7 protein-coding genes are annotated in these 7,646 nt (G+C 33.5%); 1 reads left to right on the top strand and 6 read right to left on the bottom strand.

The genetic code is table 11. The features are described 5' to 3' along the window. Positions 1 to 237: 237 nt before the first annotated feature. Positions 238 to 690: a hypothetical protein gene (locus tag CQA53_RS09705; RefSeq protein ID WP_115543798.1), complete on the top strand. Its 453-nt coding sequence runs from the start codon at positions 238 to 240 to the stop codon at positions 688 to 690. A gap of 184 nt (positions 691 to 874) precedes the next feature. On the opposite strand, the gene CQA53_RS09710 is transcribed toward CQA53_RS09705, so the two are convergent. The 6 genes from CQA53_RS09710 to CQA53_RS09735 form a co-directional block, all read right to left on the bottom strand. Continuing rightward, positions 875 to 1,630 carry a sugar O-acetyltransferase gene (locus CQA53_RS09710; protein ID WP_245945863.1) on the bottom strand — a complete coding sequence of 252 codons (756 nt, stop codon included), beginning with the start codon at positions 1,628 to 1,630 and terminating at the stop codon, positions 875 to 877. A gap of 371 nt (positions 1,631 to 2,001) precedes the next feature. Beyond that, positions 2,002 to 2,931, bottom strand: a complete 930-nt coding sequence (locus tag CQA53_RS09715) for a D-2-hydroxyacid dehydrogenase (RefSeq protein ID WP_115543799.1) — start codon at positions 2,929 to 2,931, stop codon at positions 2,002 to 2,004. A 387-nt stretch (positions 2,932 to 3,318) separates the two neighbouring features. After that, the gene (locus tag CQA53_RS09720) at positions 3,319 to 4,869 is read right to left on the bottom strand and encodes a flagellin A (RefSeq protein ID WP_115543800.1); all 1,551 of its coding nucleotides are present in this window, start codon (positions 4,867 to 4,869) and stop codon (positions 3,319 to 3,321) included. A gap of 168 nt (positions 4,870 to 5,037) precedes the next feature. Further along, positions 5,038 to 5,901, bottom strand: coding sequence for an NHL repeat-containing protein (locus CQA53_RS09725; protein ID WP_115543801.1), 864 nt, complete (start codon positions 5,899 to 5,901; stop codon positions 5,038 to 5,040). 407 nt (positions 5,902 to 6,308) lie between these two features. Continuing rightward, complete coding sequence (gene coaE / locus CQA53_RS09730; RefSeq protein WP_115543802.1) at positions 6,309 to 6,902, bottom strand: dephospho-CoA kinase; 594 nt, start codon at positions 6,900 to 6,902, stop codon at positions 6,309 to 6,311. Positions 6,903 to 7,125: 223 nt separating this feature from the next. After that, positions 7,126 to 7,578 (bottom strand): hypothetical protein, encoded by a 453-nt coding sequence (locus CQA53_RS09735; protein WP_181882417.1) that lies wholly within the window; start codon positions 7,576 to 7,578, stop codon positions 7,126 to 7,128. Positions 7,579 to 7,646: the final 68 nt, after the last annotated feature.

The following is a 7,646-nucleotide window of genomic DNA, read 5'->3' on the forward strand; positions in this document are numbered from 1 at the left end:
CATATCAAGTGGCATAACCATAGTGTCATTTTCTTTTAAAACTCCCAAAAACTCCACGCCATTATCAAGGTAACGCAAAATCTTGCCTTGTAGTTGCATTATTGCTCCTTTATTGTGATTATTTGTGTTTAATTATAATCAAAATAAAACACAAAACTTTGTATATTGAGAATCTTGCTTGAAAATCAACCAAACAAGTAAGACTTGCTTGAAAAAAGAAAAGTGAAGAAGGGCAAAATGAAAAAAATGCAATTTGATAGATTGACAATCGGGCGAATATGTATTGCTATTTCGCTTGGGATTCTCTTTGGGTTGCTTGTGCTTGGGGTGGCGGATAACCTATATATGAGCAATGCTTTTTATCGGAGAAATGCTCATATCCTTGTTGTTGGGTGTGCGCTATTAACGATTATCTGCATCGTATTTCTTTATAAGATTCTAAAAAAATTCCAATCCACCCCCGCATATATTATCTTATGTGTGAATCTTATAATTTTAGCTTTGTGGTGTTGGGTGTTTGTGGATATTGTCAATAATGAAGCGGCTGGGTGGCTGACAATTCCTCTCTTTACTCCATTTATAAGCACATTTATCGGCGGACATTTAATACTTCTTGCTCCAAAAGTCGCAAAAATCTTTGGAATTCTTATCGCTATTATCATTGCACTATGGATAGTGTGGCTCTTCTAATGAGAATGAGAGTGTAAGAATTATGAAGGTATAAGTATAAAAACAACTTAAAGAGTAAAGATAGTCAATCTCATTTGCAGTGTGATTAAAGAGATGAATTGAGGCTAGAGAATCGTTATATAGAGCATATCATTGCTTTCTCAATTCATCAAATCATATTCTATCAAGGAGAGATGATATTTTCTCATTTGTGTTCTTTAAGAAGAGATTTTATCACTCTTGCTGGATTCCCGCCCACTATGACATTTGGTGGAATATCTTTTGTTACGACACTCCCTGCGGCGATGATAGTATTTTCCCCAATCGTTACACCCGGACAAATTGTCGCACCAATCCCTATCCACACTCTATCACCTATCACAATGGGTTTGCAAAATGTCGCACGGCGATTGTAGGGATTAAAATCATGATTAATCGTCGTCAAATTACATTTGGGCGCGATGAAGACATCATCACCGATAGTTATCCCACCCCTATCCATAAAAGTGCAGTTTTGATTCATAAAAAACCTCTTGCCCACGCGGATATTTCGCCCATAATCCACATAAAATGGCGGCAGTATCCACACGCTTTCATCGACTTTTTGCCCGATGATTTCGCTAAAAATCGCCCTCACTTCCTCATCGCTATGAATGCCGTTATTAAGCTTGTTTGTAAGCTGCAAAGTCTGCTTGATAATCGATGTGATTCTATCGCATTCTTTATCGTCCATACTTACGAGTTCGCCCTCCAAATCGCGTATGAAAACATCTCTATTTGTGCTTGGTGCAGGTGTGCTACGCCACTTTGGATTGCTCCTATCAAGCCCGATAGGCGAGGGGATACTTGAGGCGAATTGAGATTCACTCTTTTGAGAATCTTGCTTCAAATCTTTAAGATTCCTACAATCCTGCTTAGAATCTTCGTATATATTTTGTGTGTATTTGTCGCTATGTTGCATAATCGCTCCTTGCATATTATCCAAAATCTCTTTTTATAGAATCTGCATAAAGTGCAATGGTATTGTTTTGAATCTTTCTTTGCCCTGTGAGATTCTATAACTTGAAATTTTTAGTATTATAAATGATGAGAGTTACTCTAAGTCAAGAGATTTTGCAAAATTCATGAAAAACTTTTACAAACTATCATGTTTTTAAATTATATTTTAATAGTGAATTACACAGGATTCTTTAAGGCTAAATTATTTTAGAATCTTACCGAATTGTATTGTATATGCTTGGATCATTGTAGTCATAAATTTCTCTCCGCTTTCAAACTTATCAGCGGAGTTTATGTGATTTTCTGCATATAATGATGAAATATCAATACTCTTTATTTTTCTAAAAATGTCTCAATATTTTTTACAACTAATTCCAAAAGACGTTCTTTTGTATCTTTATGTGCCCATGCAATATGCGGTGTAAGCAGAATTTTATCAGCAATGCTAGAATCTAAAAGAGGATGATTTGGTATCATTGGTTCTTTTTCTAATACATCTGCACCAAAATAGAAATCTTGTTCCTTAAGACTTTTAGCTAACTCTTCTTCATTTACAATACCCCCTCGTCCAAGATTGAGCAAAATAGCACCTTTTTTAAGTTGTTTTAATTGTGTCAATCCGATAAGATTGTGTGTTTTTTCATTGAATGGTGCATGAATTGAGATTATATCACTTGTTGCAAGTAATTCATCGAGGCTTTTATGTGGGATTTCACATTGTGTATTGCTACCACTTGTAGAATAATAGCTTACATTCGTTCCAAAGGCTTGTGCAAGTTTGCATACTTGTTTTCCGATTGTTCCAAAACCAATGATGCCCCATTCTTTTTGATTAATGTCTCGTATTTCTCGTCCAAGATGGCAAAATATATTGCTTTGTGTCCATTTACCCTCTCGCACATAGCTTGTATAGTATGGTAATTGTCCAAGAAATGCAAGAGCTAACATGAGTGTGTGTTGAGCTACGGCGGCGGTTGAATATCCTGCCACATTTTTTACTTCTATACCATGTCTTTTTGCTGCTTGCAGGTCAATATTGTTTGTGCCTGTTGCAGCAACGCAGATAAGCTGGAGATTTGGAAGAGATTCTAAAGTTTCAGCGTTTAAAATAACCTTGTTTGTAATTATAATTTGAGCATCTTTGCAACGCATGAGAATTTCATCTTGATTTGTTATTGGGTAAGATGTGAAATCTCCTAAATTTTGAAACTTTGTTGCATTAAATTCTCCTAGTGTGAGAGCATCAAGCATTACAATTTTCATGTTTTTCCTTTATATTCAAGTTTGGATAGGATTTAATTCTAGCAAAAGATTCTAAAAGAGAGAGTGAGGGTTATTAATTTTTAAAGAATCTTATAGAATTTAAAATGGCATGATAACTTTGTAACAAATTTTTTCATAAAATATAAAGAAAATAAATGTTATAGAGGATATTCATTCCTATGAGTGCTATAAATAAATATGTTTTAAATATATGAGAGAAATGATAAAGTAAGAAAGCATACTTAACATAAAGCATTAAACATTAAACAAAAGCCCTGTATATCTAAATTAAATTTGTTGTAACTTATTAAGATATATCCTGGGTCCCTCATCTCTCAGATGAGGGTGAAGGAAGCAAATGGGTAATCCTTCAGAGCGACAAAATCCTTAGCTTAATAGCCTTAAAATATTTTGTTGCACAGCATTTGCTTGGGTAAGTGCATAGCTACCAGATTGTGCCAAGATGTTAAGCTTGGTAAAGTTTGCTGATTCTTGAGCAAAATCCACTTCACGAATTTGAGATTCAGCTGCTTTCACATTGACTTGAGTTACAGAAATGTTATTTACAGTTGAAATCATTTGTCCTTGAACAGAACCTAAGTCTGCACGAATTCTATCAAGAATCTTTGTTGCAGATTCAGCAATATCCATAACTACCATAGCACCTCTTAGTGTTGTTACACCTGCACCAAGCTCCGCACTTCCACTTGCTACAACTTTGTTAAAGTTTGCACCAGAAGCAGATTTTACATCCTTATTGAATGCTCCCATAGTATCACGCAAATTCACAACTGTTTTTGCAACTTGATCGTTTGTGAAACCAAGTGCTTTATATTGTGATTTCGCATTTGCCGCAGACATTACGATAATATCGCGTGAGTCAAGTCTGCTAAGCGATAAGCGTCCATAGTTTTCAGAACCTTTACCTTCTAGCTTTTGACCACCATTCATTGCTTCGATTGCCATTGCAGGTACTTTGCCATTTTGACCTTTTTCATTTTTACCAGCAGAAATTTTGATACCACGACCATCCACGCTTCTAAGTGTTAATCTCCCTCTTTCATCAGTATAAGCTTCAACACCTGTTTGATTTGTAACAGCATTGAAAGCTTGCACTAAACGCCCATCGGAATCACCTTGTTTAATGTCATTAATATCACCCAATGTTAAACCATTGATAACAACATTTGATAGTGTTCCAGACTTGACAGCCTTATCAGAAGTTGAGATAACATTTGCTACCGCACGAATACCTGTTTTATCTGAACTCTTGTTGATAACTTCAGCCATAACGCCAAGACCTGTTCCTACTGTTGTAGAAATTTTTACAGCTTGTAATTGGACATCATTGATACCATCAACATTCTTGAAAAGCATATTGACTGTTCCAGATGCCGTAATCATACCACCTGTTGCAATGCGAACCTGTCCGATTTTATCGCTTGTTGTTGCACCAATTGAAGCTTTAATAGATTCATTAGAGAATGCACCAACTTGGAACTCTTTGTTTGTAAAAGAACCTGAAAGCAACTTTTGACCATTGAATGAAGTTGTGTTACCAATCATATCAAGACCTTGAATAAGTCTTGTAACATCCGATTGAATAGCTCTTCTTGATTCTGAAGTCTGCCCATCTTGAGCTGCTTGTGTTGCCTTCACCTTGATTGTATCAAGAATTTTAAGTTGTTCATCCATTGCTTTATCAGCAATTTGAATAATCCCCATAGCATCATTTGTGTTGCTAATAGCTTGACCCAACGCACTTGCTTGACTTCTCAAACTATCTGCGATAATCATACCTGAAGCATCATCTGCTGCTTTGTTGATTCTCAAACCTGAACTTAACTTTTCCAAAGAATCTTTAAGACCTCTTTGGGTTCCTACATTCTGCACATGCGCATTTAACGCATTTATGTTAGTATTGACTTGAAAAGCCATATGTCACTCCTTGTGATTATATTTTAAAAAATATCCCAAGCATCCTTGCTTGTTACTCTTATATCGGCAGTTTCTAATTTTTTTTAATATTTTTTATAACAAATTACTTTGTTGTCTAATAGTGGGTAAAGAGTATTGTTTTTGTCATCTAAAGAAACAATAAGTTTATTATGTTGTAATTTTAAAGACTTTGTGTAAGAGAATATCGGGTATCCAAAGAATCGAAGAGTCAATAAGAAACAATGAGGGATTATGTATTTGTTCATCTAAATCTACCTCATACACTTTATTATTTTGGGAGATTTTATAGAATCGTGTTTCATGTTTTTTATCCCAACCACTTATGATGATATTACCATTATCAAGCACGGCTATGCCCTCTAAATGATTGTTGAAATCATTTAATATTTGCATTTCTTTGGTTTCCAAATTAATGCGTAAGACATTTCCTCTCGCTTTTTTGTTTATGTCTGTGGTAGTAACATAGACAGAATCTTTATTCAGCACTAAACAGTTTGGACCACCTAATGAAGATTCTATGGCGACAAAAGTATGATAACTTTTTTTCTTTATATTTACAGAAAATATTAATCCTGCTTGCGTATCGCTTATTAGAAGTGTATTGCTGTCCCTCATAACAATGCTGCTTAATGCGGTTGCACCATTAATTTGAAGGCTTAATATTTGCTTTTTTGTATTCAGATTAAATGCTTTCAAAGTGTTTGTATCAGCAATATATAAAATGTTATTGATGACTACCATACCACGAGGCATATTTAAATTATTGATAAAATAAAGTTCAGTAATTTTCCCTGTTTTATCAAGCTTGGTTATAAACCCTTCAGTTTCTTTTTTCCCTTCTTTATAGATTCCATAATTACTTACATAAATATTGGAATCTGTGGCAACTACTGCTTGAGGTGTTTGAAATCCTTCTATTGCCATAATACGATTGTTTGTTGCATTGGCAATACACCAATTTATTGCAATGCAACAAACAAAAAGATTTTTGCAGTATTGTATAACTTTCATATTTTCTCCTAGAAATAATGTTGTAGATTGCTCCCAAATTGCACTAATGATACTATTTTTAAAATAAATTTTCTACAACAACCCCCAAATCATCGATTTTTTTATCTAATTTGTTGTAGAATCCTTAAGAATTGGATAGAAAATAATGTTAGATTCCATAAAAATGTATATTCCAAGTAGCTACTTTTCATATAAGATAAGACTATCATTATAGCTTTTAGATAGTGATAAAATATTGTGAATTTATATAATTTTGACAATACACTACAATAGATTACAAAAATATTTGGATTGTGTTTGTTTAGCAAAAGAATTATAACAATCTTTGTTTTTTAAAAACTTTCAAAATAATATCTTGGATTTTTGGCAAGTTAAATCATAGTGGAAAAATTTAGAATCTTATTTATCTAAGATTTATATATCTGATGAAATTCTTTTAAAAATGCTACGAGGTTGTGTTGCAAGGCTTTTAAATTCTTTTTATTTTCAACAACAAAGTCACTTTTTTGTCGTTTTGTTTCAATATCGATTTGAGATTCTACGCGCCTCATCGCTTCCTCTTGACTTAAGCCATTTCTTTGCATAATGCGTTCAATTTGTAAATTTTTTGGTGCATATACACAAATGACAGAATTTGCATTATAGAGAGACTTGCTTTCAAAATATAATGGAATCTCAACAAAATAAGGATTTTTTTTGTGTTCCAAAACTTTACATTGGCGTGAAATCTCATTATAAATAAGTGGGTGCAATAAAGATTCCAAAAGTTCTTTTTTCTCTTGATTAGAAAAAATAATTGCCCCCAGTGCAACACGATTGATTGTGCCATTCTCAATTATTTCTTTCCCAAAATGTTGCACAATTATATCTTTATGTTCAGACAACATATCATGACCAATCTTATCTGCATCAATTACGGAAAACCCCTCAAGTATTAAGAGGTTTGAAAATGTGCTTTTCCCGCAACCAATCCCACCTGTAATAATATTTGCATATATCATTTCTCTCCTTTTTTTGCTATACAAAATTATAGTGTAACAAAGAATCTACAATTATGCAATATTTTTAGAATAAATCATAAATAAATATGACTTATATCATTTTATGTATAGATTTTAGATAAAGTTGTTTTGTTTGTTTGTGTTTTCATTTTTTGGCTCGAAGAATGTTTCCTAGTTAAGCAAAGCACCAATCGGTTTTGTTTATGATAACCAAACAAGGATTCTATCTATATAATTTATCTTTTAGAATCCTTATCATACTGCGAGGAAGAGTGCGGTATGATAGAAGCTTATTAATAGATCTGGCTATCTTTGGATATTTGAATAAACTACCCAAATCTCTATGAGATTTATCCCGGCACATGTATGTTTGAATAATGTACAAATGTTGTCCTTTCCCTCTACGAAGTGCCTTATGTGGTTCTTGTGATACAATAGATTCTAAAAAACTAATGAGTTCTTTTTGTTTTTTATCTCTATCGAAGTCTAAGAATACAGGCTCATTTAACATCGCTTCATAAGCTTCTTGGTCAGAATCAATTCGTTTTACTTCTTCAATAAGTGCATCAAGATTTGGGAAATCATGCGCATTAATAAATGCTTTGGGGTTAATTTGATAGTCTATGAGATTTGGTGAAATATGCGGGATTGTCATATCTATGGGATATTCCCTCACACCCCCCACCCAACCATCACACACAATTTGTATAACTTTTTTATATACATTTTTTTCATCATATCAAC

The organism is Helicobacter didelphidarum, from assembly GCF_003364195.1.
Lineage (GTDB): Bacteria > Campylobacterota > Campylobacteria > Campylobacterales > Helicobacteraceae > Helicobacter_A > Helicobacter_A didelphidarum.

Excerpts from the sequence above, each read along its gene's own strand:
- CQA53_RS09705 (WP_115543798.1), top strand. The coding sequence starts at position 238 with ATGAAAAAAATGCAATTTGATAGATTGACAATCGGGCGAATATGTATT.
- CQA53_RS09710 (WP_245945863.1), bottom strand. The coding sequence starts at position 1,630 with ATGCAACATAGCGACAAATACACACAAAATATATACGAAGATTCTAAG.
- CQA53_RS09715 (WP_115543799.1), bottom strand. The coding sequence starts at position 2,931 with ATGAAAATTGTAATGCTTGATGCTCTCACACTAGGAGAATTTAATGCA.
- CQA53_RS09720 (WP_115543800.1), bottom strand. The coding sequence starts at position 4,869 with ATGGCTTTTCAAGTCAATACTAACATAAATGCGTTAAATGCGCATGTG.
- CQA53_RS09725 (WP_115543801.1), bottom strand. The coding sequence starts at position 5,901 with ATGAAAGTTATACAATACTGCAAAAATCTTTTTGTTTGTTGCATTGCA.
- coaE (WP_115543802.1), bottom strand. The coding sequence starts at position 6,902 with ATGATATATGCAAATATTATTACAGGTGGGATTGGTTGCGGGAAAAGC.